The 26641-nt window shown below is 60.5% G+C and carries 22 protein-coding genes, 3 tRNA genes and 1 pseudogene; 7 read left to right on the plus strand and 19 right to left on the minus strand.

Annotation, left to right across the window (positions count from 1 at the left end):
* The first annotated feature begins 174 nt into the window (after positions 1-174).
* Both H3T89_RS03305 and H3T89_RS03310 read left to right on the plus strand, forming a co-directional pair.
* Complete coding sequence (locus H3T89_RS03305) at positions 175-1818, plus strand: mannitol dehydrogenase family protein (RefSeq protein ID WP_198216242.1); 1644 nt, start codon at positions 175-177, stop codon at positions 1816-1818.
* A 75-nt stretch (positions 1819-1893) separates the two neighbouring features.
* Positions 1894-3021: a mannonate dehydratase gene (locus tag H3T89_RS03310; RefSeq protein WP_198203299.1), complete on the plus strand. Its 1128-nt coding sequence runs from the start codon at positions 1894-1896 to the stop codon at positions 3019-3021.
* Between the two features lie 353 nt (positions 3022-3374).
* Here H3T89_RS03310 and H3T89_RS03315 read toward each other — a convergent pair whose 3' ends face one another.
* From H3T89_RS03315 to H3T89_RS03330, 4 genes are all read right to left on the minus strand, one after another.
* Entirely contained in the window at positions 3375-4820 is a 1446-nt protein-coding gene (locus H3T89_RS03315) for a tagaturonate reductase (RefSeq protein ID WP_198216243.1), read from the minus strand.
* 96 nt (positions 4821-4916) lie between these two features.
* Positions 4917-5582 (minus strand): bifunctional 4-hydroxy-2-oxoglutarate aldolase/2-dehydro-3-deoxy-phosphogluconate aldolase, encoded by a 666-nt coding sequence (eda, locus tag H3T89_RS03320; protein ID WP_198216244.1) that lies wholly within the window; start codon positions 5580-5582, stop codon positions 4917-4919.
* Positions 5583-5674: 92 nt separating this feature from the next.
* Complete coding sequence (locus H3T89_RS03325) at positions 5675-6679, minus strand: sugar kinase (protein ID WP_198216245.1); 1005 nt, start codon at positions 6677-6679, stop codon at positions 5675-5677.
* 241 nt (positions 6680-6920) lie between these two features.
* Positions 6921-8153 (minus strand): FAD-binding protein, encoded by a 1233-nt coding sequence (locus tag H3T89_RS03330; RefSeq protein ID WP_198216246.1) that lies wholly within the window; start codon positions 8151-8153, stop codon positions 6921-6923.
* Positions 8154-8513: 360 nt separating this feature from the next.
* Here H3T89_RS03330 and H3T89_RS03335 point away from each other — a divergent pair, with 360 nt between their 5' ends.
* Complete coding sequence (locus tag H3T89_RS03335; RefSeq protein ID WP_198216247.1) at positions 8514-9845, plus strand: O-acetylhomoserine aminocarboxypropyltransferase/cysteine synthase family protein; 1332 nt, start codon at positions 8514-8516, stop codon at positions 9843-9845.
* Positions 9846-9903: 58 nt separating this feature from the next.
* Here the strand turns inward: H3T89_RS03335 and rpmG are convergent, their stop codons facing one another.
* The 13 genes from rpmG to H3T89_RS03400 form a co-directional block, all read right to left on the minus strand.
* Entirely contained in the window at positions 9904-10071 is a 168-nt protein-coding gene (gene rpmG, locus H3T89_RS03340) for a 50S ribosomal protein L33 (protein WP_015022386.1), read from the minus strand.
* Positions 10072-10117: 46 nt separating this feature from the next.
* A tRNA-Met gene (locus H3T89_RS03345) sits at positions 10118-10191 on the minus strand.
* A 4-nt stretch (positions 10192-10195) separates the two neighbouring features.
* Positions 10196-10267 (minus strand) — tRNA-Thr (locus tag H3T89_RS03350).
* Position 10268: 1 nt separating this feature from the next.
* A tRNA-Tyr gene (locus tag H3T89_RS03355) sits at positions 10269-10350 on the minus strand.
* 116 nt (positions 10351-10466) lie between these two features.
* The gene (nrdF, locus tag H3T89_RS03360) at positions 10467-11462 is read right to left on the minus strand and encodes a class 1b ribonucleoside-diphosphate reductase subunit beta (RefSeq protein WP_015022387.1); all 996 of its coding nucleotides are present in this window, start codon (positions 11460-11462) and stop codon (positions 10467-10469) included.
* A 170-nt stretch (positions 11463-11632) separates the two neighbouring features.
* On the minus strand, positions 11633-13828 hold the full coding sequence (nrdE, locus tag H3T89_RS03365; RefSeq protein WP_198216248.1) for a class 1b ribonucleoside-diphosphate reductase subunit alpha: 2196 nt from the start codon (positions 13826-13828) through the stop codon (positions 11633-11635).
* 51 nt (positions 13829-13879) lie between these two features.
* Entirely contained in the window at positions 13880-14377 is a 498-nt protein-coding gene (nrdI, locus tag H3T89_RS03370; RefSeq protein WP_015022389.1) for a class Ib ribonucleoside-diphosphate reductase assembly flavoprotein NrdI, read from the minus strand.
* 175 nt (positions 14378-14552) lie between these two features.
* A complete protein-coding gene (gene nrdF, locus H3T89_RS03375; protein WP_044091112.1) occupies positions 14553-15548 on the minus strand; it encodes a class 1b ribonucleoside-diphosphate reductase subunit beta in 996 nt (331 codons plus the stop codon).
* Positions 15549-15613: 65 nt separating this feature from the next.
* Positions 15614-16102 (minus strand): class Ib ribonucleoside-diphosphate reductase assembly flavoprotein NrdI, encoded by a 489-nt coding sequence (nrdI, locus tag H3T89_RS03380; protein WP_015022391.1) that lies wholly within the window; start codon positions 16100-16102, stop codon positions 15614-15616.
* Positions 16103-16282: 180 nt separating this feature from the next.
* Positions 16283-17383: a histidinol-phosphate transaminase gene (locus H3T89_RS03385; RefSeq protein WP_198216361.1), complete on the minus strand. Its 1101-nt coding sequence runs from the start codon at positions 17381-17383 to the stop codon at positions 16283-16285.
* Positions 17384-17503: 120 nt separating this feature from the next.
* Positions 17504-17797, minus strand: a complete 294-nt coding sequence (gene groES, locus H3T89_RS03390; protein WP_015022393.1) for a co-chaperone GroES — start codon at positions 17795-17797, stop codon at positions 17504-17506.
* Positions 17798-17974: 177 nt separating this feature from the next.
* Positions 17975-19393: a hypothetical protein gene (locus tag H3T89_RS03395; RefSeq protein ID WP_198216249.1), complete on the minus strand. Its 1419-nt coding sequence runs from the start codon at positions 19391-19393 to the stop codon at positions 17975-17977.
* A 102-nt stretch (positions 19394-19495) separates the two neighbouring features.
* Positions 19496-20149: a GNAT family N-acetyltransferase gene (locus tag H3T89_RS03400; RefSeq protein WP_110417630.1), complete on the minus strand. Its 654-nt coding sequence runs from the start codon at positions 20147-20149 to the stop codon at positions 19496-19498.
* Between the two features lie 79 nt (positions 20150-20228).
* On the opposite strand from H3T89_RS03400, the gene H3T89_RS03405 reads away from it, so the two are divergent.
* The 4 genes and pseudogenes from H3T89_RS03405 to mscL all read left to right on the plus strand — a co-directional run bounded on the left by H3T89_RS03405 (position 20229) and on the right by mscL (position 22682).
* Entirely contained in the window at positions 20229-20906 is a 678-nt protein-coding gene (locus H3T89_RS03405; RefSeq protein ID WP_157930024.1) for a 5-formyltetrahydrofolate cyclo-ligase, read from the plus strand.
* A 101-nt stretch (positions 20907-21007) separates the two neighbouring features.
* Entirely contained in the window at positions 21008-21223 is a 216-nt protein-coding gene (locus H3T89_RS03410) for an FmdB family zinc ribbon protein (RefSeq protein WP_015022397.1), read from the plus strand.
* 72 nt (positions 21224-21295) lie between these two features.
* Positions 21296-21634, plus strand: a pseudogene (locus tag H3T89_RS09180) (SAF domain-containing protein); the annotation flags it as partial.
* Between the two features lie 520 nt (positions 21635-22154).
* The gene (mscL, locus tag H3T89_RS03420) at positions 22155-22682 is read left to right on the plus strand and encodes a large conductance mechanosensitive channel protein MscL (RefSeq protein WP_015022398.1); all 528 of its coding nucleotides are present in this window, start codon (positions 22155-22157) and stop codon (positions 22680-22682) included.
* Between the two features lie 9 nt (positions 22683-22691).
* Here mscL and H3T89_RS03425 read toward each other — a convergent pair whose 3' ends face one another.
* Both H3T89_RS03425 and H3T89_RS03430 read right to left on the minus strand, forming a co-directional pair.
* Positions 22692-22925 (minus strand): hypothetical protein, encoded by a 234-nt coding sequence (locus H3T89_RS03425; protein WP_198216250.1) that lies wholly within the window; start codon positions 22923-22925, stop codon positions 22692-22694.
* The gene (locus tag H3T89_RS03430) at positions 22925-26635 is read right to left on the minus strand and encodes a helicase (RefSeq protein WP_232348433.1); all 3711 of its coding nucleotides are present in this window, start codon (positions 26633-26635) and stop codon (positions 22925-22927) included. Before H3T89_RS03430 ends, H3T89_RS03425 begins: the two co-directional genes overlap by 1 nt.
* Positions 26636-26641: the final 6 nt, after the last annotated feature.

Here is a 26641-nt window from a genome sequence, read left to right on the forward strand (position 1 = left end):
TGGCATCCAAGTATAAGTGACTTCCCGGTTCTATGGCAGCCGACAGCAGTCTGATGAGAAACAAACTGCAACTACGAAAGCAGACAGGCACCAACTTGATAGGTTCGGAGGCAGGATGGGCAAGCGTTTACGCCTGGTCTCCGCGATATGTTTTTTTGATAAAGGAAGGCACTGATGCTTCACCTTAGTGACGATATACATAATGAGTCCGCAGCCTGGCAGAAGGCCGGCGTGACTTTGCCAACCTACGACATCGAAGCCATGCGCCAGGCCACCAAGCGCTCGCCTACCTGGGTCCACTTCGGGGCCGGCAATCTCTTCAGGGCGGTTCACGCCCCCATTACCCAAAAACTTCTGGATTCAGGCGCCACCGACCGAGGCATATTGGTGGCCGAATCCTTCGACCCCGCCATTGTCGATCAGGCCTACACCCCCTTCGACGACCGCTATCTTCAGGTCATCCTGAAAGCGGACGGCTCCATGAAAACCTCACTGGTCGCCTCCGTTGCGGGCGCCTACCCGCTGGGCGAGGATCCGAAGCCCTTGCATGATCTGAGGCAGGTCTTCCGCAACCCCAGCCTGCAGATGGTCACCACCACCATCACCGAGAAAGGCTATGCCCTGGTCGACTCCCAAGGTCGGCCACTGCCGTGGATCGCTCCGGAATTCGAGGGCGGACCTGATAAAGCCAAGAGCGCCATTGCAGTCATCACGGCCCTCCTGCTGGAGCGCTACCAGGCCGACGCCCTTCCACTGGCCCTGGTCAGCACCGACAACTTCTCACGAAACGGGGAGCGGTTCGGCCAAGCCGTCAGACAGATGGCCGACGAGTGGATAGGAAGGGGCCTGGCCGAAAAAGGCTTCGGCGACTACCTCAGAGACAAGAACAAGATCACCTTCCCGCTGACCATGATCGACAGAATCACTCCCAACCCCGACAAGGAGGTGGGTCGCCGCCTCAAGGCTCTGGGCATCGCCGACGCGGAACCCTTCCGGACCAGAGGCGGAACCGCCATGGCCCCCTATACCAACACCGAGGAAACCTGGTATTGGGTAGTTGAGGACGACTTCCCCGCAGGCCGCCCGCCTCTGGAGAAAGCAGGGGTCTACATGGCCGACAAGGATACGGTCAACGCCGCCGACCAGATGAAGGTCACCACCTGCCTGAACCCCCTGCACACGGCCCTGGCCGTCTTCGGGATGCTTCTGGGGTATCCGACCATGTCAAAGACCATCGCCGACCCGGACCTCAAGGCCTTGGTCACCCGCCTGGGGTATGTGGAAGGACTGCCTGTAGTCGAGGACCCGGGTATCTTCTCCCCCAAGGAATTCCTCCGCCAAGTCATCGAGATCAGGGTCCCCAATCCCGGCCTGCCCGATACACCGGCACGCATCTGCGCCGACACCTCCCAGAAGATTCCGGTCAGATACGGAATCACCATCAGCAAGTACATCCGAGCCAAGGACCTTGACACAGCCGATCTGGAAGCCATCCCGCTGATCATCGCCGCCTGGCTGCGGCTGCTGATCGGTTCGGAAGGCAACGGAACCGACGATGCCGGACGGCCGGTCAAGCTGAGCCCGGACCCGCGCCTGGAGGAGCTTCAAAGTATTCTGGTCGACATCCCACTCGATGGGTCAGCCAGGAAGGAAACTCTGGCGACGACCATCAAGTCCATCCTGGCCGATACCTCCATCTTCGGAACCGATCTGAACGCCACCCCGCTGGCCGACAAAATCGAGACCTTCCTGACCGCCATGTGCCAAGGCAATGGCGCTGTAGCGAGCACCCTTCACAAGGCTGCAAGCGCCTGGTGACATCGGCAGTCCGCTGACTGAACAAGGCACACAATGACCGGATCCGCCCGATCCGGATGTAAGGAGAAAAACATCATGCACATGGGATTCCGCTGGTATGGCCAGGGCAACGACACCATCAGCCTGGACGATATTCGTCAGATTCCTGGGGTGGAGACCATCGTCTGGTCCCTGCACCATAAACAGGCGGGCGAGGTTTGGCAGCCGGACGAAATTGAAGATGCCATGGCCACAATCACCGAGTTGTCCGCCAGGGATCGGGCGGCAGGCATAACCAAGACCTTCAACGCCGACGTGGTTGAGTCTGTCAACGTTCATGAGTCCATCAAGACCGGTTCGACGGTCCTCGGAATCAGCCGGGACCAGGCCATCGACGCCTACATCGAGACTGTAGCCAATCTGGGCAAGGCCGGGGTCAAAGTCGTCACCTACAACTTCATGCCGGTCTTCGACTGGCTGCGCACGGAGATGTTCCACCCTTGCCCAGACGGGTCCACCGCCCTCTACTACAACCAGCACCAGGTGGATCAGCTCAGCCCACAAGGCATCATCGACGAAACCCTGAAGGGGGCCGGATCCCTGACTGTTCCCGGCTGGGAACCTGAACGGCTCGCCCATCTGCCTGAACTGATGGAGGCCTATCAGGGAATGGACCACGAGCAGATGTACGCCAACTACAAGTACTTCCTGGATGCTGTGATCCCCACCTGCGAGCGTTACGGGGTCAAGCTGGCCGTCCACCCCGACGACCCTGCCTTCGACCTGTTCGGCTGGCCGCGCGTGGTCTCCAGCAAGGAGGGGATCCAACGAGTGCTGGATCTGAATCCCAGCCCCTGCAACGGACTGTGCCTGTGCCTGGGATCCTTCTCATCCAGACGGGGTAACGATGCCGTGGATGCAGTCAAGACCTTCATGGACAGGATCTACTTCAGCCACGTGCGCAACATCCGGTTCACCGACGAGCAGGGCTCTTTCTACGAGGTGGGTCACCGGGCCAGCGAGGGGAACGTGGACACCGTCGGCATCATGAAGGCTTACGCCGAGGCCGATTACCAGGGCTACATCCGCCCCGACCACGGACGGCATTTGTGGAGCGAGAACACGGAAGCCGGTAGACCGCGGCCAGGCTACGGCCTTTATGACCGCGCCATGGGCATCCAGTATCTGCTTGGAGTCTGGGACGCTTACCGCTACAACCGTTGATGGGGCAAAATCAAGCAAGGGCCCCCTTGTCGTGCTGTTCGGCAAGGGGGCCCTTTATTTTCTCACTGCCACCATTCCAGTAACTTATTGCTTGGTCCCATCCGTCAAGACATGTCTGGCCCGACGGCGAAGCAGACCTGAATGTGGAGCAGAAGAAACCCTTAACAATAAGGAAGTGTCTGATGCCAGTCCGGGTCAATCGCAAACCCGAGCCGGCATCAGACACTTGTTCAGTGTTCCCGTCAGGACCACGCCCTGTGGGAAGTTTCCTTCAACCTGGGAAAGCCGACATACCTGAAAACGCGGGAATCAAATTGCCTCGAAGCAACTGACCCCTCGTTTGCACCGTTGGCTCATGCCAATCGGTCAATCAGGGGCTGGACACCCTGGTCGGCCAAATCGTCCAGGTTCTTCTCTACAGCTTCCACTAGTCCAGCAATCCTGGTCAGGTCATGGCCCCAAATGGAAACATCGGAAAGAATCCGACTGACAAAATCCTCCTGACCGGCAGCCTCGTGGAAGGCATCAATGACCTTTTGATCATCCTGAATCTTCACAGCATCACCGGCCTTGCCGCCATAAGTCCACAAGAGGCAGGACAGCGCCAGGATGATGCGTTCGGGAAGCCCACGCCCCTGCTCTACGTTGGCCGTGACCAGCGGGAGAAGGCGGGAGACGAATTTGGAGACCGAGTTCAACCCTATGGAGTCCAAAGAATGCTGGACAAAGGGGTTGTCGAACCGCTCGCGAACTGCAGCAGCGAAGTTCTCCAGCTCCTCCTTGGGCAGGGTCTGGACGGGAATGATCTCCTCCTCCATCTCGCGGGTAATGAAAGAGCGCATGGTCTTATCGCCCATGACCTGCCCTACGGTCTTGAATCCGGCCAGCCGAGCCACCTGGGCCATGGTGGTATGAGGACCGTTGAGCAGATAAACCTTGCGCTCACGGTAGGGCTGTACAGCATCGCAGGTCACCAGGTCGATTCCTGCCTTCCGCGCGGGAAGCAGCTCATCAACCTTGCGCTGGGCGGTCTGGTCACCGGCTACGACCCAAAGCAGGAAGGGTTCGGCCTTGACCATGTTCTGATCCTCGTAGCCCAGCATCTCCCAAAGCTCCTGGGCATCTTCACGCGGGTAGCCGGGGACTATCCGATCCACGAGAGTGGATACGAAAGTGTTCTCCCGATCAAGCCACTCGATGAAGTCCTTACCCCACCCGAACCGTTCAGCGACATTTATCAGAGCACGATGCAGGGCCGGACCATTGTCAGCGATGAGCTCGCAGGGCATAATCAGGTAGCCTGGCATAGACCTGTCGAACCGACGCTTGAGCAGATGAGCCAACTTCGCCGGATATCCCGCTGGTGGCTGGTCCGTGACCTTATCCCCATCGTTGACGGCAATGCCTGCTTCGGTGGTATTGGAGATGATGATCTTCGTATCGGGATCATCGGCCAGAGCCAGAAACCCATCCCAGTCCCGGTAGGGGTCGACCGTCTTGCCGATAGAGTCAATCAGCTCATGGCTGCGGACGGGCTTACCATCCTTGAGACCTTCCAGAATGACTGTATAGAGCCGCTCCTGGTCCTCCAAGAAATGGACCCTGCCGTTTTCAAGGGGTTGGACAACTGCTACGTTCCCCCCGAACAAGCCCTTGTTGTTGAGCTGCTGGACTATCCAATCAACGAATGCCCTGAGGAAATTTCCCTCACCGAACTGGATGATCTTGATGGGTCGTTGAGCTGCCTGTGTACCAGTCAGCCCCAGATGCACGGCCACTGCTTCCTGTAGTCTTTCCACAATGCTTCCTTTCCGTCCGCTTGCATCCCGCCCATACGGGAGATCCGGTCAGACCATCGAACTTGGCGACCGATGACCAGCCCGGAACCCAGACACTCAGCCTTGCACCACCTGCCTGGCCTGAGCACAGGCATCAGCAACGGCCTTCCAGTCGCCTTGGCGCTGGGCCTGGGATGGTACGGGGAAACTCCCGCCCACAGCAAAGACGTTGGGCAGGTCCATGTATTCCCGGGCGTTCCCGAACCCGACTCCCCCGGTGGGCAAGAAGTTCATCTCGGCAAAGGGACCGGAGAGCGCCTTCAAGGTCTTGATGCCGCCGTAAGCCTCGGCTGGGAAGAACTTAGTGAAACGCAGGCCAAGATCATAGGCTTTCTCAATGTCGCTGGGAGTCGCCGTTCCGGGCAAGACCGGTATCCGGGAGCCCAGGCACCAGTCGACCACAGCATCGCTGAAGGCCGGGGAGACGATACCCTTGCAACCTGCCTCCACTGCCTGGCGTGCCTGGTCAACCGTGTGCACGGTTCCTGCCACCAGGGTCACCTCGGGCACCTGATCGTGAATAGCCCGCATCCCGTCCAGGGCGGCAGCCGATCGGAAAGTGACCTCTGCAATGGGTACTCCACCGGAAGCCAGGGCCCTGGCCAGAGGAACCGCTTCCTCGGGTGAATGCAGGGTCACCAGGGGGACCACTTTGATTGTTCTTATCAGATCGATCAATCCGATCTGGCCCTCCGGTACGTCCTTCTTGTCAAACTCGCTCATGCCTGCTTCCTTCTCTTGTGGAATTGAACTTGTTGAATCGAATCCATCGCCTGTCCATGGAGGGCTTCTGATCGTCGCCCGGATAAACCGGCTCAGCCAACCTGCCTGACCGTCGCCCGCTGGTGCCCGACAATAAAGTCATTTAACCGGGCCTTGTCGGGCAAGCCTTCGTTGTCGGATACCACCTGGGTCTGCATGGCGCCAACGGCACACCCGCGCTCCAACGCTTCGGACATGCGTCGGCCTTCAAGCAGGGCCGACAAGACACCGGCTGCGAAACCGTCGCCGGCACCGACTGTGTCCACCACCGCATCAACCTTGAAACCAGGAACGTAGACACCATCGTGACCGTCCGTCGCGTAGGCTCCATCGGGCCCGTCCTTGACCACCGCATAACGGGCGCCATTGTCAATGAAGGCCTGACCGATATCGCGGACATTGTCCAGCCCGAACAGATGTCTGCCCTCGGAAATGCCTGGAAGGACCAGATCAGCCTTGGCGCTCAAGGACAGGAGCGTCTGCTTCATTTGCTTGTCGCTCTTCCAGAGAGCCGGACGTTCGTTGGGATCAAAGGAAACGAAAATCTGATTGGCCCGTGACAGCTCAACCAGCGCTTTGCTGGCTTCCAGGGCACTTTCCGAAAGCGCCGGAAGGATTCCCGTCATATGCATCAGCGAGATTCCGCTGCAGTCGATGGCCTTGACATCGGCCGGACCCAAGGCCGAAGCCGCCGATCCCTTTCGAAAGTAATAAGTCTTGGGGTCTCCCTGCTCTACCTTGGACTTCATCATAAAGCCAGTGGAACGAGTGGCATCCTTGCCGACCAAGGAGGTGTCCAGGTCGTTCTGCCGCATGAAGTACAGAATCCGTTCGCCTATCGGATCCTGGCCTATGCGAGTCATATAGACCGGATGCTGGCCCAATCGTTCCAGGCCAATGGCCACGTTGAGCTCCGCACCTGCCACCGAGGCGCTGAAAGATCCTACCTCGCTACAGGGCCCCTCCTCGCCTGCAGCGAAGAGTCCCATACCCTCGCCGACCAGGAGGACCTTGCCGGGACGGACGCCGCTGACCGTTATGTCGTGGGAAACCGCCATACCATTCCTTCCATGACCAGGACCGATGGATCCGACAGGTCTGTCTCAACCAGCGACAACGCAGGTGACGGTCCGATTCGTCCATTGATGTTTTCAAGCTATGTGATGGAGCGGTGGCGGAGGAATATGTTGCCAGCTGTTGCTTATCCCGGCATTTTTGGTGGACGCTCGTTTTTTTAAAAAGACCCTCAGATCCTTGCGTCGATCTGAGGGTCGGAAGAAACGGGGTGTGAAGCAGGGGCTACCAGGCCAAATCAATACCCGGGGTGACAGGTTCGGGAATCAGGTGGATGCCGAAGGTGGAATCCACGCCTTTCTGGATGGCACGGGCCAGTGCCACCATGTCGTCTGAGCCGGCACCTCCCCGGTTGGTCAAGGCCAGTGTGTGCACGTCGGACAGGGCGGCAGCCGACCCCTGCTCCAAGGCGAATCCCTTGTGGAAACCTGAACGATCGATCAGCCAGGCTGCTGAGGTCTTGACCAAGGCCGAGTCTCCGACAGGGTAACGAGGGGCATCCGCCGGGAGGGCATCCGCGGTCTCACGACTGATGATCGGATTGGTGAAGAAACTCCCGCAGCTGTGGCGGTCAAGCAGCGCCCGTTCGCCCCTGGGGCCGTGAAGGTCATCCTGGACCGCCTCCAGAGCCTCTTCCAGGTCGGAGGTTCGACGGCATGATTCCATCCACTCGGTCAGGTACCTGTAAGGATCCTCCAGCATCCCCTTGCCGGCTCTGACGGTCAGGACCGCCTGCCGAATCCGCTCCAGCGGAAGGATTGCTCCGGGCTCCACGCCCAGGGCCTTGGCCAGCTGGACCGAACCCACACGGGCTTCCGATCCGTGTCGCAGGACCAGGGTGACCGAAAGAACCACGTAGCGCGGGGTGGGGAAGAACCGTGCGTCGGGAACAGCCGGCGCCTGGTACATGGTCTGCTTGAGCAGGGAGGTCCTGTATCCGAAATCCAAATCCGAGGCCTGCAGATAAGCGGTGACTTTGTCCTGGCGATCCCAGACCTCAACCGAGTCGACCAGACGTCCGACCTCCTGGCCGTAGGCGCCGATGTTCTGGACCACCGAAGCCCCGACAGTACCTGGGATGCCGGATAGACCCTCCACCCCGATCAGGTGCATGCGCACGCAGTAGGAGACCAGGTCATCCCAGTCGGTCCCGGCCGTGGCGTTGATATGAACGATGGGAAGGCCGCCCTCAGGCGGGGCCACCTCGTCGGGAACGCTGATGTCCTGACGGGTATCACGGACAACCACGCCAGGAAAGTCCTGGTCTGAGGCAAGCAGGTTGGAACCCCCACCGATCAAGCAGAGGGGCAGCCCCTTGGAATCCGCACCCTCCACAGCCTCGATCATGCCCACACGGCTTCGGGGCTGAACGAAAGCGGCCATGCTCCCGCCCACACCCACAGTGGTGATATCGGCAAAGGTCGGGGTTGAGGTGTTGACAGTGACTGCTTCTGGCATGTCTTTCACTGTATCATCGCAGGTGACTGGGTTGGCCCGGAGCCCCGCTTCTCCGCCTGTCATCGGATCTGTTGCCCTGATTCGCTTTCTCAATCCATTGGCTCAATCAGGTGAATTAAGGCAGGCACGCCGTATGTCCTTGGCCTGCGCATGGCAGACAAAAGCAAAATATGGACACACATTGGTCGGCTCTCTGGTTTTACCCCCTGTCAACCGATGCTTACCCATAAGGACGGCTGAGGCTGAATAACCTCCTATAAGGAATGCCTATAAAGGCACTGTTGTCGAAGTATCTAAAAACGGGTTTGATGATCCCTGAAGCACGCGAGCGTCTAGACCACAAGCAGAGGAACACACCACATGAGCGAAGGATTCGCAACAAAAGCCGTCCATGAGGGCTATGACTGTCAAGGCCTGGGTCCAGGCGCGGCCAGCGTCCCCATTTACCAGTCGGCAGCCTTTGACATGGTCACCGCAGACCGGGGAGACGCCCTGGCCGCCGGCGAAATTCAAGGATTCTCATACTCCCGCCTGGCCAACCCCACGGTCAAGGTCCTGGAGGACCGCCTGGCAAGCCTGGAGGGTGGCAAGGGGGCCGTGGCCATGGCCTCAGGGATGGCAGCCGTGTCGTCAGCCCTCATGTGTGCAGCCGAAGGTGGCGGACGGCTGATCTCTCCTGTCGATCTTTATGGAACCTCGGTGGATGCCATGAAGACCTTCTTTCCAAACTTCGGCATTGAAACGGATTTTGTGGATGACATCAACGACCTTGACGCGGTGGAGTCCCTGATCCAGGACAACACCAGGGCCATTTTCGCCGAATCCGTGGCCAACCCGTCCACAGCAATCGCCGACATCCCCGGTCTGGCCGATCTGGCCCACCGGCATGGGCTGGCACTGATCATCGACAATACGGTGCCCACGCCATACCTGCTCAACCCGATCGACTTCGGTGCCGACATCGTCGTCCATTCGACCACCAAGGGGATCAGCGGCCACGGCAACGCCCTGGGCGGGGTCATCGTGGATGCCGGACGGTTTGATTGGGGCAACGGCCGCTTCCCGCAAATGAGCCAGCCCGAACTGATCATCAGCGACGAGCGGCACGGATCCATGATCAGCTTTCTGGATGCCTTCGGCAGGATGGCCTTCCTTCACAGGGTCCATACCAAGTACCTGCATACCTTCGGGGCGGTCATGAGCCCCTTTACAGCCTACCTGCAGCTGACCGGCCTTGAGACCCTGGCCCAGCGGGTCGGCACCGAGGTGAAGACCGCAGCAACCCTGGCCCGCCACCTGCTGACCATCCCCCAGGTGGAACAGGTAAACTATTCGGGCATTCCCGAGGGTCGGCACCAGGGCGATGCAGACCAGCAGGACCGCCTGGCCTCGACCCTGCTGCCCAAGGGAGTCGGCACGATCCTCTCCTTCAAGGTCCAGGGAGGCTACGAGCAGGTCAAGCGCATCGTGGACTCGGTGCGTCTCATGAGCTATATGCCCAACATCGGCGACTGCCGCACCCTGATCGTGGATCCGGCCAGAATCACCCACAGGGAGGTTCCAGGCCCCTACCGCCTCAGCGCAGGGGTAGGCGACGATCTGATTCGAATCTCCGTAGGGCTGGAGAACCCGGGCGATCTGATCGCCGACCTGGATCAGGCATTCGCGATCGCCTACCGGAGCAATCTTTGAATAAAAAAGAACCCGGCCGAACGGTCGGGTTCCGATGAAGCCAAAAGACGGGAAGAAATCAGCGGGTCTCCCGGTGCAGGGTATGCTTGCCGCAACGGGGGCAGAACTTCTTGAGCTCCAGACGGTCAGGAGTGTTACGACGGTTCTTGGTCGTAATGTAATTACGCTCCTTGCACACGGTGCACGCCAGCGTAATGCCAGGACGGATATCTGCGGCTTTTGCCATGGTTCACCTCTATAGTCGTTGCACGACCGACGTATGTCGGCCACAGTAGCGAGGAAGAGACTCGAACTCTTGACCTTACGATTATGAGTCGTACGCTCTAGCCAGCTGAGCTACCCCGCCAGAGAGCCTCGGGTGAGAATCGGACTCACGACCTCTTCCTTACCAAGGAAGTGCTCTGCCACTGAGCTACCGAGGCGTGGCGGATAGAGGATTCGAACCTCTGAAGCATTACGCGGCTGATTTACAGTCAGCTCCCTTTGACCGCTTGGGAAATCCGCCATGCCGCACTAGAACCGGAGCTCCGTACGGCAACTTGCCTATAATGACATGTTTTTCCATTTTCCGCAAGTCCCGCTCCAACGTCGTGTCTTCCGCGTCGGAACGGAACGGGCAGTTCAGAAATCCCAGTCGTCGTCGTCCGTCTCCACGGCCTTTCCCATGACATAGGAGGAGCCTGAGCCGGAGAAGAAGTCGTGGTTCTCGTCGGCATTGGGGCTCAGCGAGGCGATGATTGCGGGATTCACGTCGGTGCTGTCCGAAGGGAAGAGGGCCGGATAACCCAGGTTCATCAGCGCCTTGTTGCCGTTGTAACGCAGGAACTTGGTGACATCCTCAACCAGGCCCACCCCGGAGTACAGGCTCTCGGTGTATTCCACCTCGTTGTCGTACAGGTCTCCCAGGAGCTCGTAGGTGTAGTCGCTCATGGCCTGACGCTCGGAGTCGGAGACCTTGGCCAACCCCTTCTGGTACTTATAGCCGATGTAGTAGCCGTGCACGGCCTCGTCCCGGATGATCAGGCGGATCAGGTCGGCTGTGTTGGTCAGCTTGGCATGGCTGGAGAAGTACATGGGCAGATAGAAGCCCGAGTAGAAAAGGAAGGACTCCAGCAGGGTGGAGGCCACCTTGCGCTTCAGGGGGTTGTCGCCCTCATAGTAGTCCAGGACGATCTGGGCCTTGCGCTGGAGGAACTCGTTATGCTCGCTCCACTCAAAGGCGGCGTCGATCTGAGGCGTGGAGGCCAGGGTGGAGAAGATGGAGGAGTAGGACTTGGCGTGGACCGACTCCATGAAGGCGATATTGGTGTAGACCGCCTCCTCATGGGGGGTCAGCGCATCCGGGATCAGGCTGACGGCGCCCACGGTCCCCTGGATGGTGTCCAGAAGGGTCAGACCGGTGAAGACCCGCATGGTCAGGGTGTGCTCCTCCTCGCTCATGGCCTGCCAGGAGGGCAGATCGTTGCTGACGGGAACCTTCTCGGGCAGCCAGAAGTTACCGGTCAGACGGTCCCAGACCTCCAGGTCCTTCTCGTCCTCCAGACGGTTCCAGTTGATGGCGGAGACCCGGTCGATCAGCTTCAGCGGCTGCCGGGGAATGGAAATGGGTGGGACCATGGTTGATTGCTCCTTGTTGGATAGGTGTTCGACACTGCGATGCGAATCATGACCGGACCGCCAGTCTACCGCATGGGCGGACCCGGCCTGTGGACGTGGATACCAAAGGGCCGGCGCCGCCCCCGAAGACGGCACCGACCAGGGATTGCATATGCCTTAGGACACGTGTCTCAGAGCATGCAGCTGACGCAGCCCTCGACCTCGGTGCCCTCCAGTGCCTGCTGGCGGATCCTGATGTAGTAGAGGGTCTTGATTCCCTTGCGCCAGGCATAGATCTGAGCCTTGTTCAGATCGCGGGTGGTGGCCGTGTCGGGGAAGAAGAGGGTCAGAGAGAGTCCCTGATCCACATGCTGGGTGGCCTCGGCATAGGTGTCCACAATCTTCTTCCAGCCGATCTCGTAGGCGTCCTCGAAGTAGTCCAGGTTCTCGTTGGTCATGTAGGGAGCCGGGTAGTAGACGCGCCCGATCTTGCCCTCCTTGCGGATCTCGATTTTGGAGGCGATCGGGTGGATGGAGCTGGTGGAGTGGTTGATGTAGGAGATGGACCCGGTCGGCGGGACGGCCTGGAGGTTCTGGTTGTAGATGCCGTCCTTGAGGATGGCCGCCTGGAGTTCCTTCCAGTCCTCCACCGTGGGAATGTGGACCTTGTACTGGTCGAAGAGGTCCTTGATCCGCTGGGTCCTGGGCTCCAGGGAACGGCTGCCCTCGGTGTACTTGTCGAAGTAGTTCCCCTGCCCTGCCGGCTTGGCATAGTCGGACTTGGCAAAGGAGGCGAAGGCCTTCCCCCGCTCCACGGCCAGTGCATGGGAGGCCCTGTAGGCGTGGTAGGCCACGGTCATGAAATACATGTCGGTGAAGTCCAGCCCCTCCTCGGATCCGTAGTGAATGCCCTCGCGGGCCAGGAATCCATGGAGGTTCATCTGACCCAGGCCGATGGCGTGGCCCTCGTCGTTGCCCCGCTTGATGGAGGGGACGGCCTCGATGTCGGTGTGGTCAGAGACGGAGGTCAGGGCGCGGACCGAGGTTTCGACCGTGTCGGCCAGGCCGCCGTCCATGGCCTTGGCGATGTTGAGGGATCCCAGGTTGCATGAGATGTCCCGACCGATATGCTCATAGTCCAGGTTCTCGGAGTAGGTGCTGGGCTCCTGGACCTGCAGGATCTCCGAACAGAGGTTGGACATGGTGATCCGGCCGTCGATGGGGTTAGCCTTGTTGACCGTGTCCTCGAAGAGGATGTAAGGGTAGCCGGACTCGAACTGGATCTCGGCCAGGGTCATGAAGAAGTCGCGGGCGTCGATGTACTTCTTGTGGATCCGCTTGTCCTTGACCATCTCCTCATAGTGCTCGGTGATGGAGATGTCGGCGAAGGGCTTGCCATAGACCCGCTCCACGTCGTAGGGCGAAAAGAGGGCCATGGGCTCCTTGCGCTTGGCCAGCTCGAAGGTGATGTCGGGGATGACCACGCCCAGGGCCAGGGACTTGATGCGGATCTTCTCATCCGCGTTCTCCCGCTTGGTGTCCAGGAAGCGCATGATGTCAGGGTGGTGGGCCGACAGGTAGACGGCGCCCGCACCCTGGCGGGCACCCAGCTGGTTGGCGTAGGAGAAGGAATCCTCCAGGAGCTTCATGACCGGGACCACGCCACTGGACTGGTTCTCGATGTGCTTGATGGGCGCGCCCATCTCGCGCAGGTTGCTCAGCAGCAGGGCCACGCCGCCGCCCCTCTTGGACAGCTGCAGGGCAGCGTTGACGCCGCGGGAGATGGACTCCATGTTGTCTTCGATGCGCACCAGGAAGCAGGAGACCGGTTCGCCGCGCTGAGCCTTGCCCAGGTTCAGAAAGGTGGGGGTGGCCGGCTGGAAGCGTCCGGAGATGATCTCGTCCGTGTACTTCATGGCGGCCTGCTCATCCCCGTCGGCCAGCTCCAGGGCCACGGCCACACAGCGCTGGGGGAAGTCCTCCAGGTAGCGCTTGCCGTCGAAGGTCTTCAGCGCATAGGAGGTGTAGAACTTGAAGGCGCCCAGGAAGGTCTCGAATTCGAAGCCGCTCTCGGCCGCATGCTGATAGATCCTGTCCAGGAACTCAGGTGTGTAGCGCTCGAAGACCTTCCGGTCGTAGTACTCGTGATCCAGGAGGTAGGTGATCCTCTCGGCGGTGGAGGGGAAGGCCATGGTGTTGGGCCCCACGTGCCGGTCCATGTACTGGCGCTCGGCCTCGCGGTCCTTGTCGAACTGAATCCTGCCGTCCTTGTCATACAGGTTCAGCATGGCATTCAGGGCATGGTAGTCGTGAGCCGGATCGAAGGTCTCCTCATCCTCGGATGCGGTCCTGTCCAGGGCCAGGGACGTGTCCTCGTTTGCTCCCATCGGGTGTCCTTTCATGAGTATTGCGGTGATGATGTGTGTAATGAAATTGGCTCAGGACTCGGGGTGGTTGCGGAAGAAATCCACAACCCCGCGGCGGACCTTCTCCTGGTCCTCCTTGGTGCCCATGAGCTCGAAATAATAGAGGAAGGGCACATTGCACTTGCGGGAGATGATGTCCCCCGCCATGCAGAAGGCCTCCCCAAAGTTGGTGTTGCCCGAGGCGATGACCCCGCGGATGCCGGCCCGATTGGCCGGATCGTTCAGGAAGCGCTTGATCTGCGGCATGACAGCCTTCTTGGCCGATCCTCCACCATAGGTGGGGACGATCAGAATGTAGGGCTGTCGAATGTTGAGGGGCGGATCCTTGGGCCTCAGAGGGATGCGGAAGACGTCAATCCCCTCGTCATCCAAATGGCAGTTGGCGATGAACCGGGCGGTGTTGCGCGAGGCCGACGAGAAGTAGACCACGGCCCCCAGGCGCTGACCCTGGGCGGCGAACTCGGGAGCGCTGAGCTCCGAATCAGTTCCGGCGGTCTGCTGTTGCTCCATGCTTCCTCCTGATCAGGCCATCCAGAGCCTGTCTTGACGGTGATGCCCGTCCTGAAGACGGACCGATCAGAACCCGCCCAGCGCGAGCCTGAACTACTATATGTGCTATCGATATTGAAAACGGTGAGCATATATAGGGTTTTATGTGCCCAATATCACACCGGTTCCAACTCTCCTAGAAGTCCCAGTCGTCGTCGTCCGTGGACTCGGAGTGCCCCATGACGTAGGAGGAGCCCGAACCCGAGAAGAAATCATGGTTCTCGTTGGCCGATGGCGACAGGGCCGCCAGGATCTCCGAACTGACATCGGTCTGGTCGGCCGCGAACCGGGCCGGATAGCCCAGGTTCATCAGCGCCTTGTTGGCATTGTAGCGAACGAAGGCGAAGACGTCCTCGACGAAGGGGAAGCCCTCATAGATCTGCCCCGAGTAGACCATCTCAAGGTCGTAGAGCTTGTCCAGCAAATCGTTGGTGAACTTCTCCAGCATGGCCTGGTCGGCCTTGGTCCTCTCCTCCAGACCACGCTGATACTTGTAGCCCGAGTAATAGCCATGGATGGCCTTATCGCGTAGGATCAGCCGGATCATGTCGGCCGTGTTCATCAGCTTGGCATGGCTGGAGAAGTAGAGGGGCAGGTAGAAGCCGGCATAGAGCATGAGCGAGGAGAGCATGGTGGAGGCCACCTTGCGCTTCAGGGGATCCTCACTGACATACTCGTGCAGGACCGTGTGGACGCGCTCCTGGAGGACGTCGTTGGCCACGGCCCAGCGGTAGGCCTTGTCGATCTCCTCGCTGGAGCAGAGGGTGGAGAAGACCGAGGAGTAGGAGCGGGCATGAACCGACTGCATGAAAGCGATATTGGTGTAGATGGCCTGCTCCTGCTCGGTGCGAGCGTGATCGATCTGCACCAGCTCGCCAATGGTGGCCTGGGTGGTATCCAGCATGGTCAGTCCGGTGAAGACACGGACCGTGGTCTGGCGCTCGTGGTCGGTCAGGGTGTTCCAGGATGGGATGTCGTTGGACAGGGGCACCTTCTCGGGCAGCCAGAAGTTGGAGACCAGGCGGTTCCAGACCTCCAGATCCTTCTCGTCGGTGATGTTGTTCCAGTTGACCGGGCGAATCCTGGCCTCAGGGGTGACCCGGTACTGGGGTGGGGTGATGGACTTGCGCATCATCTCGTCGTCGGCATAGACGCCGGCCTCGGACTTGATGCTCTCTTCGGTGTTTTCCTGCTGGCTCATGACAAAACCGCCTTTCGTGAATCAGTCGACTGCTGTTGGAGCTGCACTCCCATTCCGGCCAGGATGGCCCTGACCGCCTGAACATCCTCCGAGGTGCCCAGCAGCTCAAAGCGATAGAGCTCAGGGACGCCGCATCGGCGGGCTATCAACGGGCCGGCCGCGCAATATGCGCTGCCGAAGTTCCGGTTGCCCGAGGTGACGACTCCGCGGATCAGTCCGCGGTTGACCGGATTGTTCAGGAAGTGGATGACCTGCTTGGGCACGGCTCCCTTGGCTGACCCACCGCCATAGGTGGGCACCAGCAGAAGGTAGGGCGCATCCATAACGGGCATGGGCTGGCGCCGCTCGTACAGAGGAATGCGGATGGGCTCCTCCACGCCCAGCCGCTGCACAAAGCGGTGGGTGTTGTTGGAGACGCTGGAGAAGTACACCAGCTTGGAGGCGCCATCCGGGGGATCGTGCCGATCCACATCTGCTGAGGACATAGTGACTGCTGCTCCTTGGTAAACACTATATATTGGATTGACTTGGCCAGCCAACCACAATATATAGGTTTATCCAAGACGACACAAGTTCGCAGGAGCAGAATTGCCTTTGCTGTGACATTCCATACAAGGATGGAGACGGCAATGATTTAGGTTTACGCTCGCGCCGGTGCACGACCTTCAGTCAGAAATGGAATCCTGCGGTAAACCCTGTCGACGCAGATCAGCGCAAACTTCCAGGACCCGGTCGTTGGCCTCCCGCTCCCCCACAGTGATGCGGATGCCCTCGCCTGGGAAGGTTCTGACCGACAGGCCTGCGTCGCGGAAACGCCGATCAGCCCGCGCGGCGGCCGGTCCCAAAGGAAGCCAGTAGTAGTTGGCCCGAGGTTCAGGGATCTTCCACCCCTGCCCCTTCAAACCAGCCAGGATTCTGGTCCGTTCCTGCTTGAGTGCCTGGACCCGTTCGGCCAGACGATCCTGTGCGTCCAGGCTTGCCATTGCCGCGCTCTGTGCCACATCGGTGACTCCGAAGGGCAGGGCGACCTTGTTCATGCCGGCAATGATCGGTTCGGCAGCCACAGCGTATCCGATTCGCAGACCAGCAAGTCCATAGGCCTTGGAGAAGGTCCGTGCCACTATCACATTGGGATGCTCTCGCATGAACGACAATCCGTCGGCTCGATCAGGGTCATCGTTGAACTGTATATAGGCCTCGTCAAAGAGCACCGGTAGATCCGAAGGCAGGGCTTGAAGCAGACGTTCGGCCTGATCGCGGTCGACGTTGGTCGCGGTCGGATTGTTGGGGTTGTTGACAATGACCAATCTGGTGTGCTCGTTGACCGCTGCGATCATGGCCTCGATGTCATGCCGCCCCCGCCTATCCAGGGGCACGGGCACCCCGGTGGCGCCGGCCATGGTGATGATGATGGGATAGGCCTCGAAACTGCGCCAGGGGTAGACCACCTGGTCGCCGTGACCGGCCACCAGGTCAACCAGCTGGGTGATGACCTCAGTGGACCCGCATCCCAGCTGAATGCATGCTGGATCCACGCCGTGAAGCCTGGCCAGCCGCTCCACCAGACGGGTGCCACGCATGTCCGGATAGCGGTTCAGATGGCCCAGGGCCTGTTCGGAAACGGTTTGAAGCACGCCCGGCAGGGGCGGGTACGGGTTCTCGTTGCTGGAGATCTTGTAGCTGGTCAAACCGGGAACGGCTGGTGCCGGGCTGCCCTGTCGGTATCCGGGAAGGGAATCAATACTGGCGCGATGACGATAGTACATGGGCACCATGCTAGTGGTCGCCATGTGTCCCTGCGGTATCTGTTCCGCTGCACGGTCCTGACAAGACGAAAGTGGCCCCCGGTCCTTCCACAGGACCAGGGGCCACTAATCACCGCCTCTTTACTTGAGGATGGCCAGAACGTCGCGCGCGGACACAATCAGATAGTCCTCGCCGCCGTAGTTGACCTCGGTGCCGCCGTACTTGGAGTACAGAACCTTGTCGCCCACCTTGACATCCATGGGGATGCGCTCGCCCTTGTCGTCACGACGGCCGGGGCCTGCCGCCAGCACCTCGCCCTGCTGGGGCTTCTCCTTGGCGGTATCAGGGATGACCAGCCCGGAAGCGGTCTTGGTCTCCGCCTCAGCCTGCTTGATGACGATCTTGTCTTCCAACGGTGTGAGTGAAATCGACACTGTGGACCTCCTACATCTTGTGAGAACAGCCAATGAACCCACGCCGGAACGTCGATGAGAGGCTGACGAACACTCACCACGCATTCCTTTGCGCTACAAGTCATAGTAGCGCGAAATTAGCACTCTGCCAACTTGAGTGCTAACGCTGGTGGTGAAAGATGAATTGCCGAGTTGTCCTCAGGACTTGGCCGCCGGACGACGCCGGGCCAAAATGGCCTCCACGCCGATGGACAGGGAGTCCTCGCTGCGATCGGGCACCTCGACCTGGGCCTGCATCTCCCGCTTGTGAAAGTCGTCGGGCCGGCCATCAGCCTTCTTCTGAGCCTGCTTCTGATCCGGTTGCTTCTTTTCGGGGGGCCGGGCCACGGAGACCTGCCGTGTGGACTTGATCTCCAGGCTGTGGGGACCCTCGTCTTCGTTATTCTTGCCGTCCTTGTCCGCTTCATCGCCACGGGCCGATCCCAGGGAGAAGGAGATCAGATCCTGGCCCGCCGCCATGCCGAAGGCGTCCAAGGCCGGAGAGGGGTTGATGCGCTTGAGCTCATTGGTGGCGTCGTCCTGGGCCTTAGACGGGGACGATGAAGACGAGTGCTCTTTGCCAACAGATGCAGAGACCGATCCGGATTTGCCTGAATGGGCGGCGGATTGGACAGACACCGATCCTGGCGAAGTCGACCGAGCTACAGATTCGGAGGCCGCGGACTTGTCCACTGAAGACTTGGGCGCTGCAGGCTTGGAGGCGGTCTTCTGGGCCTTTGAAGACTGGGTGGTTGCCGGTTTGGAAGCCGTCGGCCCAGAGGCTGCTTGTTTGGCTGGGGTCCTTTCAGAGGTCTTCCTGGCGTCGGACGGACGGCTGGACGTATGCCCGGTCTGCGCAGCGGTCTTTTCGGGCGGCTTGACGGACCCGGCCGGACCCTTAGCCTTGCTGCTGGCTGTCGACTTTGCAGGCTTGATCGAATTGTGCTGCCTGGCCTTGAGGGCTGCCTGCTGATCAGCCTTGGCCTGGGCCAGCGTTCGACGAATCTCACTCTGGTCAAGCACATCCGTGGCCGTTTCCGTGCGGCCCTCATTCTTGGTCTGCCCAGACTTGCCGGAGGTCTTGCTCCTGGTCAGACTGGCCGCCTGCTGACGACGTTGCCGGGCACGCCGCTGGGCCAAATTGCGCTCCCAGGCCCGAGCCTGGGCTGAAGCATGTGCGCCGGCAGCAAGCACCACTATCACCAGGGCCAGAGGAATCAGAGTGAACCATGGGCTATAATCCAAAGCGAAAGAGAGCCCAGCCACCAGCAGGGTGACGACCAGGAGGACAAGGACCAGAATGCGACGACGGCGTATGGCCGCGCGACGCAACTGTCTGATCTGCTTGATGCGCTGGGCCTGACTCCGCCGGTTGCCATCCTGCTGCCCTTGCTGCATGACCAACCCTTTCACCGTCCTCGACTGCCTGTCGCAGAACCTCATCCCGTCTTCCCGACCCACCATGTGCAGGGAGGTGGAAAGCCTGTCCTGGCGATGCTCCGAGGCCCGCTTCATGCCCTTGATGGTGCGAAACGGCAGCCAACCCAGCACCAGAATCACCGCAATCACCAAAACCATGATGCTGCTGAGTGATCCATAAGCCATAAGTACTACGTTAGTTGACGGTATGCCCCAAGCGGCAAGTCAAACCCAGCGTGTCGACCATATCCACCCAGGGATTCATAGACGAGCCAGCAGATTGGGATCGAATTGGTCGCTGACCCAAGCAAAGGTCAGATGGTCCCGCCACCGTCCGTTTACGTACATGTAGCTATGGCGCAGCCCTTCCGGCTCCATGCCCAGCTTTTGGACGACACGCAGGGACCGCTGGTTTTCAGGCAGAATCGCCACCTCCAGACGGTGCAGATGAGGCCCCCTCCTGTCCCTGAAGGCCCAATTCGCCAACATGGCCAGGGCCAGGGGCGCAAATCCGTGGCCGATCCAATCCTGGTCCACCCAGTAACCCGCTACCGCCGTGCACATGGACCCGTAGCGGATGGCGCCTAGGGAAATCTGCCCCACGATGCTCTGATGAAACTCCATCAGGAAGACCGCTGAAGTGCCGTCCTGCCGGGAACGCTCCAACTCCTGCATCCACTGGGCATATGTCATGCCAGGCCCGTGGCGGGGATCCCCTGATTCCCATGGAGCCAGCCAATCACGATTCCTCCATCGGACTGCGTTCCAGGCTGCCTGGTCACCCTCACGAATGGGCCTCAGTAGAAAGTCCCCATGGCCTGGGGGCGGAGTCAGACGATCAGGCAGATTCAGAGCATGGTCCGAACGGGCTCGGGAACCCTGCCAGACCTGGCGGAAGGTATGCAGAACCGACATGACTCCATATTCTCACCGAACGGCAGCCGAGGCAGACATGCGTCCACCAAGGAGAGCCCCTGCTGGTAGAACTGAGGACATGAACGAGCAGGATCGCATCGATATGGATAAGCAGAATCGGCGCGGCCTACTGCTTGAGGCCCGACGGCGTATCGACCGGGCTCAATGCCAGGATGCGGGCCGCAAGCTGGCTGATCTGCTGGCCGACCAGGTAATTGCCAAGGTCGAACGCTTCCGAAGCGAACAGAGCCTGACCGTGGCTGCCTTTGCCTCCATTCGGGGGGAGATAGCCATGGATTCCAGCCTGGATCTCCTGCTGGGCCGGGGCTGCCAGGTGCTCATTCCCATGCTGGGTACGGGCACCCAGGTCGGTTGGGGGCGCCTACGATCAGAGCAGGATCTGGAAGGCATGAGGCGGATTCCCGGCTGGCGGCCTGACGAACCCGATATGTCGGCCTTGCCGGCGCAGGCCTTGAATCAGGCTGATCTGATCATGGTGCCGGCGCTGGCCATCGACCATGACGGCATTCGTCTGGGTCGGGGCGGCGGCTGGTATGACCGGGCCCTTGCCCTGCGTGCCGAACAGACTCCAGTGGTGGGCATCTGCTGGCCCGGCGAATTCGTGGAAGACCCTCTGCCCCATCTGGACCATGATCTTCCTGTGGATGCGGTCCTGACACCCGAAGGTTTCACGCCCACAGCCACAGGTCTGTCACGAATGCCCGGAGCGGACCATAATGGTGATGAACAAGACTGACGAGGGGCCCGGTGCCGATTCTTCTGGTCGAAGCCACCACTAGGATATTGGGTGTTGAACCAATCGTCGCGCGAACCGACCATCAGCGGAGGGAAAGAACGGTGCCCACCTATCATTATCGTTGCAAGAACTGTGGATACGACTTTACCAAGGAGCAGTCCTTCAGCGACGAACCCATCACCATCTGCCCCAAGTGCGGGCAGCAACAGGTCCGCAAGGTCTTCTCCGCAGTGCCCATCGAGTTCAAGGGCCATGGTTTCTACCGGACCGACGGAGCCTCATCTTCCTCCTCTTCAAGCTCCACAAGCAGCAAGTAGACCGAGAGGCACATTCGACCACATCGACCATGCGGACCCATACGTCGGCCAGGATTCTGGCAGGCTGGGGGCATGGTCGATTTTTCCATCTTCAGCAATAAGGACAAGCCCTCAGCCACCGCGGGATTCCTGACCCGCCGACGTCGGCTTTTCCGGCTGCGGCGCACAGGGGCCGCCCTGGCATTGGGGCTGGCGGTCTTCTGCACCCTACAGATCCTGCTCCAGGCCCAGGGCCGCCTGTCTGTACTGGTCGCAGCGCGGCCTATTGCACGCGGATCAACCATCGAGCCTGGCATGGTTGAAACGCGGATTCTGCATGGCAGGGAACGGTTGCCTGGCCTGATCTCCTCATTTGGGCAAGTACGTGGGCGTCGACTGATGATAAGCATCCATACAGGGCAACCGCTGACAACGGCCATGATCAGCAGCAGACCGGCACAACCACCCGGGACCACTCCGGTGACCGTCCGCCTGGCCGACGACCCGGGAGACCTGCAGGCCGGCGACCAGGCGAGCCTGCTTGCTTCCGGAGACTGCCCAGCTGGTGCCGGTCCGCATCATGCCCAGACGGGTTCCCTGCCACCGGCCTCTGGGCAGACCTCAGGCGGCGGGCGCTGCATGATAGCCGAGCAGGCACTGGCTCTACAGCCGGCACAGACCATCGCCAAAGATCGATCCGGCCTGGAAGGTCGGGAGGGTGACCAAGTCCGACAATCGTCCCAGGCCGTCTTCGCCCTGGATGCCAGTCAGGCTCTGCTTTTGTTATCGCTGGATCCATCTACACCCGTCATTGCGATCCGCCCAGACAGAGTCTCTGTACCGACACCCTCCAATCATGTCGGAAAACCGAAACCATCCTGGGCCCGCGATAATGGAGTAAGAAGCAGGCATGGGCTCTCTATGCCTCACATCAGCTACGGAAGGATGGACAATGGCCTCAATCAATCAGGTGGCGGCCAAGGATACCGCCGAAGCAGTCCACAAAATCTCGCAAATCAGCAACAAGGGCGTCCTGGGCGAGTTCAAGCAGTTCATCTCCCGCGGTTCCATGGTGGATATGGCCGTAGGTGTGGTTATGGGTTCGGCGGTGACCAGCGTGGTCAACGCCATCGTCAACAATCTGATCAGCCCCCTGATCGCCATGATCTTCGGCAAACCGGACCTGTCAGGGCTCCTGACCATCACCTACCGGAACGCCACCATCTCCTTCGGCGCCATTCTGACGGCCCTGCTCAACTTCCTCTTGATCGCGATCGCCGTCTACTTCTGCATCATCATGCCCATCAACAAGCTGCGGCAGCTGAGCCGGGCAGCCTCGGGGATCAAGGATCAGCCCAACGCACCCAGCCCCCAGGACCAGACCCTTCAGCTGCTCCGTCAAATCGCCGACGACATTCACCAGTCAACGAGCGCAGACAGTCAAAAGGCTGGAACCGAACTGCCCAAGAGCCAGGACTAGGACCGGCCGTCAATCGCCGCGCTCATTGGGGAAGAGCCCCCAGTGAGGCGGCAACTCGCCCAGGATCCGCCGATCATCCCCATCAAGACAATCCTGCGCACAGACACGGTCCTGGGGATCCTCCTCGGTGCCATCAACATCGAACCGTTCTGTGCCTGGACGAACAACCCGCCGATGGCGACGCCGATGCGGGGCTGCAGACTCACCAGCCTGGTTTCCCCGATCTAGCTGATTATCCGCCATCAACGCGCCTGTTGGTAGATATCGGCAAGGATGGCGACGATCCTGTCGGCTTCCTTGTCGGGGTTGACAAAGGCCGAAACACTCCAGACGGTCATGACCGACCAACCAAGATACTGCAGGTCCTCGGTGGTGAACCGGTGACGTTCCCGAGTGGACTGAGTGTGCATGAACTCGGCGTCATCTGTCAGCACGGCCAAAGCATAGGGCTTGTTCTTGAGCCCCACCACCAGCGGAATTCGGGGCGCCTGGTCGTACCCGTAATCCAGAGCTACATCCAGCCCCCGGGTCCGCAGCCGCTGGGCCAGATCCCGGAAGAGCACATTAGTGGACTGCCCGGCCTGTCCGGGCCTGGCAGGTTCCGCGTCGGGATGCTCAACCCAGGTCAACAGCTCCTTGAGCAGACGCGGTCCCGGCTGGTGAATGCGGTCGTCCTCCAGATCATCAGCGGAGAACGCCGCGACGATGTCCAGATTCCGATCCGGCAGGACCAGAGCATCCAACAGCATGCCCTTGCCCCCTTCGCCCTCCAAATCGCCGAATTGCTGCAAGAGACGGCCATGGGTGGTCTTGGCAAAGCCCAGAGTCAGGATCACGTCCGTGGCCCGAGCACCGCAGACCTCGTCAATGCCGACGATGCGTACATGCCGCAGGAACTTGGCGAAGACCCTGTCCTTGGCTGCCGCCGACTTGAGTTCTGCGCCCAACCGGGAGCGGTGGGTAGCCGACAAGGTGACCACAGTCAGCAGATAGCTGTTCGGCACCAGGGAGAAGGATCCAGCCTTGCGTTTAAGCATGTCGACAACGGCAGCAACCTCCTGTTGGCTGGACTCGACCAGGCCGGTGGCCATGACTGGGACGCCAGCGCCTTCCACCCTGGTCAGGGTCACTCTTCCAGGCTGCCGGCAGTCGGGCACAGGTGCCGACAGATCCCCGTAGCCATGGTCTTTCAGGAAGGCGTCCAGCCGAATGGAACGACGCGAGGGACGAGCCTTGACGGTGACCGGTACCAGATGGTCAACCAGCTGCAAGAGGCCATCCGAGGTAATGGTGGGCCGGTGGGCTATGACCGCCACCTGCCGGGCCCGAGCCAGCACGGTAAGCACCTGGATGGAAGGCATATGGGCCCCGGCATCGATGATGACCGTATCGGCCAGCTGTGTCGGATTGGTCCTGGTCGCCAGCGTGGCCGGAGTCGCGATAATGATGGGCTTGGCCGCTGACAGTATGCCAGGGTGAGCCTGTTGGAAGACCGTAAGGGAGGCGCCGGGGCTGCCGGCCAGCATGGTATGCAGCTGATTGGCCTCCTGGGTGCGTGAGAAGAGCAACTCGGACAGGCGCTTTTCGCTCTCCTGGGCAACCATGGGCCCTACGCTGGCCACATGCTGGGCATCCACCTGGCTGAAGCGGTCGGCTGCATTGGACAGGGCGGAACCGTCCTGATTGGAGATGATCTGCGAGGAGCGCATGATGTCATCGAAGACCGTGGTCCACCAGGCCAGCTGCAGTTCGGCCCGTACAGCCTTGCCTTCAACCTGGCGGTTGCGCAGGTCCTGAACCAGGTCCTGCAGCCCCGCCTTGCTGAATTCGCCCTCCAGGGCGCATCGCTCAGGCAGGGTATCCAGGGCTGTATGGTCGTCAAAGAGGGCCTTGAGCCGCTCCTCCACCTTGTTGAAGTCCATGGTCTCCAAATCACCGCCAGCCGGAGTCGAGTCCAGCACGGTGTCCAGAGCTGTCATGTCACGAATCAGGGATTCCTGAGTGTCAATGATGACGTCCAGCTTGGGCGGAAGGACCGGCCAGCCGCCATGGGGGACGAAGGTCCGCCATTGCTCGGCCTGCTTGGAGACCACCACCAGCGACTCATGCAAATCTTCGACCTGGGCGCCGGGTCTGAGCAGGCTCTTGGCCTCCTTGACCAGACGTCGACGTTCCCAGAATCCCAGATTGGTGCCATTGGCCTTGCGATCGGCCTTGGACTTGGTGGCCTCAATCATGGCGGGGATGTCGCGTTCGAAGATGGAAGGCTGGAAGACATCCAGGACCCGGCGCAGATTCTTAAGGACCACCACCTGCCGCCCCCAATCCTTGACGGTGGCCGGCACGGGAAATCCGCAGGTCTCTACAGTGGATTTGACCTGCTCTCGGGTATCTGGCAGAAGCCTCTGCAGAAGACGAACCACGCGGGAGTATGCATCCACAGCCTCGTTCTCGCTGACCAGGGTTGCGCCGTACCAAGGGGTGTCCTTGGGGCCGATGACGAATTCGCCCAGCTCGGCGGCCCTCTCCAGCTTGTCCGCCCAGGCATCCAGCTCGGGCTGCAAGTTGTGGGCCGTGGCCGCGCCCAGACGGACGCGGGTGGCGGGATGCGTGGGCATATTGGCAATGTTGGCCAGATTCTGAATGGTCTGATAGGCCGAAACCCCCCAGCTGGAGTCCACCCCATGCAAATCGCCCAGGTAGCGGGTCAGACGGGAACGGACACCCACAAGCTCGTCAGCCACCTGGTCGAAGTGCTCACTGGCCTTGCCGGGTTTGAACCCCACCGCATCAATCAGCCGCTGATCCAGGACCCGACCCAGCTGATCGTCAGTCAGGTCAAGGGCCATGTCAGCCATCCCGGCAGCATCCAGACGATGCTGGAAGCGCCGCTTCTCCTCCACTACGCAGGGCACATAGAGCACGGTTCTTCCAGCAGTGACGCAGCGCGAAGCAATGGCCAAGGCATCGTCGGCGCTGTGACGGCCGGTCTGCTCATCCACAAGCACGCTGTGCCCGGTCGCCACCAGCTGGGCGGCATAACGGACCCGGTTGTCCACATCCCCGGCCTCAAACTCGCTGTGAGGGTCAGCATCGAAGGGGCTGTAGTCGGGCACAGGCCCGCCCTTGAGCCGCTCGGAGGCTGCCTGGTCGCCAGTCAAGACATCCAGCAGGTCGTTGCCGGTGGACCCGGCTGTCATCCGATCCAGGATCCGAAGGCTTTCGCCCAGCAGCTGGGCCGATGGCTCGATGAAGCATCCCAGAACGATTTTTCGTTCGATAGTGAAGTCGCTGATATGCGGCGTGATCAGGGCCGTCATGTCCTTGAACAGCGAAGAAGTTTCGGGGGTGCCGCCCTGGTAGTGGGAGGCGGAAAACAGGCGGTCCGGATCCAGGGTGATGCCCCGCTCGCGCATGGCCGAAATCAACGCAGGATTAAGATCCACCTTGCCAGTGAACCTGATGGAGGCTCTGGATGCTCCCTGCGTGCTCTCGTCGATACGCACAGGATAGAGCAGTACAGGCATGTCACGCCCCTGCCAGGCAGCCACCCCCACCACCATGGAGAGCTGGGCGAAACCGCTGGCATGCTCCTTGGCGGCCTGATCGTCCAGAACCCGCTCCATGCGCCGGTGGGCCGCGCGCAGCATGCCACGGTCCCGGAAGAGCGCATCCAGATGGACCTGGCCGCTGGCGAAGAGCTGGGCAATGCCTGAAGGATGCGCATGCGTCAGGTCCATCTGAGCCGCCAGTTGCGACACATTCTCCAAGGGGGTCAAGCCCACCTGGTTCTGGTAATCCTGGCGCCATCCCCGAATTCGCTCCAGGGGAGTCAACGGGGCCTTGACCTCTTCAGCCGCACGGTCGGAGGAGGAGCCAGCCGTTGATGCCTGTGCATCTTCAGCCCGTTTGTCCTCTTCCGATCCCCCGGTGCTCATTACCGTCTCGCTCATCCGTCC

Origin of the sequence: Bifidobacterium sp. W8114 (assembly GCF_016101165.1) — a bacterium.
Classification (GTDB): domain Bacteria; phylum Actinomycetota; class Actinomycetes; order Actinomycetales; family Bifidobacteriaceae; genus Bombiscardovia; species Bombiscardovia asteroides.

Coding starts and splice junctions, on each gene's coding strand:
- nrdF (WP_015022387.1), bottom strand. CDS start 11,462: ATGGTCCCACCCATTTCCATTCCCCGGCAGCCGCTGAAGCTGATCGAC.
- H3T89_RS03400 (WP_110417630.1), bottom strand. CDS start 20,149: ATGTCGGTTCTGCATACCTTCCGCCAGGTCTGGCAGGGTTCCCGAGCC.
- H3T89_RS03330 (WP_198216246.1), bottom strand. CDS start 8,153: ATGCCAGAAGCAGTCACTGTCAACACCTCAACCCCGACCTTTGCCGAT.
- H3T89_RS03395 (WP_198216249.1), bottom strand. CDS start 19,393: ATGGTTTTGGTGATTGCGGTGATTCTGGTGCTGGGTTGGCTGCCGTTT.
- H3T89_RS03335 (WP_198216247.1), top strand. CDS start 8,514: ATGAGCGAAGGATTCGCAACAAAAGCCGTCCATGAGGGCTATGACTGT.
- H3T89_RS03385 (WP_198216361.1), bottom strand. CDS start 17,383: ATGTACTATCGTCATCGCGCCAGTATTGATTCCCTTCCCGGATACCGA.
- nrdI (WP_015022389.1), bottom strand. CDS start 14,377: ATGGAGCAACAGCAGACCGCCGGAACTGATTCGGAGCTCAGCGCTCCC.
- nrdE (WP_198216248.1), bottom strand. CDS start 13,828: ATGGGAGCAAACGAGGACACGTCCCTGGCCCTGGACAGGACCGCATCC.
- H3T89_RS03405 (WP_157930024.1), top strand. CDS start 20,229: ATGAACGAGCAGGATCGCATCGATATGGATAAGCAGAATCGGCGCGGC.
- H3T89_RS03425 (WP_198216250.1), bottom strand. CDS start 22,925: ATGGCGGATAATCAGCTAGATCGGGGAAACCAGGCTGGTGAGTCTGCA.
- nrdI (WP_015022391.1), bottom strand. CDS start 16,102: ATGTCCTCAGCAGATGTGGATCGGCACGATCCCCCGGATGGCGCCTCC.
- rpmG (WP_015022386.1), bottom strand. CDS start 10,071: ATGGCAAAAGCCGCAGATATCCGTCCTGGCATTACGCTGGCGTGCACC.
- H3T89_RS03430 (WP_232348433.1), bottom strand. CDS start 26,635: ATGAGCGAGACGGTAATGAGCACCGGGGGATCGGAAGAGGACAAACGG.
- H3T89_RS03305 (WP_198216242.1), top strand. CDS start 175: ATGCTTCACCTTAGTGACGATATACATAATGAGTCCGCAGCCTGGCAG.
- H3T89_RS03310 (WP_198203299.1), top strand. CDS start 1,894: ATGCACATGGGATTCCGCTGGTATGGCCAGGGCAACGACACCATCAGC.
- nrdF (WP_044091112.1), bottom strand. CDS start 15,548: ATGCGCAAGTCCATCACCCCACCCCAGTACCGGGTCACCCCTGAGGCC.
- eda (WP_198216244.1), bottom strand. CDS start 5,582: ATGAGCGAGTTTGACAAGAAGGACGTACCGGAGGGCCAGATCGGATTG.
- H3T89_RS03325 (WP_198216245.1), bottom strand. CDS start 6,679: ATGGCGGTTTCCCACGACATAACGGTCAGCGGCGTCCGTCCCGGCAAG.
- mscL (WP_015022398.1), top strand. CDS start 22,155: ATGGCCTCAATCAATCAGGTGGCGGCCAAGGATACCGCCGAAGCAGTC.